Below are 213 nucleotides of genomic sequence, written 5' to 3' on the forward strand. Positions count from 1 at the left end.
AGTACAGAACTTTATCCGCAACAGCGTTTTGAGAATAATCAGCCTACCGGAGAAATTATTGCGTATAAAGCCTGGTTTGTTCAAGAAGGCTTACCGCCCTTCACAGTTAAATTCGAAAATGAAGTGACATTACCTAATTATATGAGCGTCATTACTTTTGATCATTTAGAAGCTTGTGAAGTCCGTTATGATGTTTACTTCAAAGCTTCAGAT

At 37.1% G+C, this 213-nt stretch carries 1 protein-coding gene; it reads left to right on the forward strand.

The window, feature by feature from the left end:
- On the forward strand, positions 1-213 hold a 213-nt coding region (locus HMPREF2663_RS02320), incomplete at both ends, for a hypothetical protein (protein WP_070845702.1).

Origin of the sequence: Staphylococcus sp. HMSC077D08 (assembly GCF_001837945.1) — a bacterium.
GTDB classification, from domain to species: Bacteria; Bacillota; Bacilli; order Staphylococcales; family Staphylococcaceae; genus Staphylococcus; species Staphylococcus epidermidis.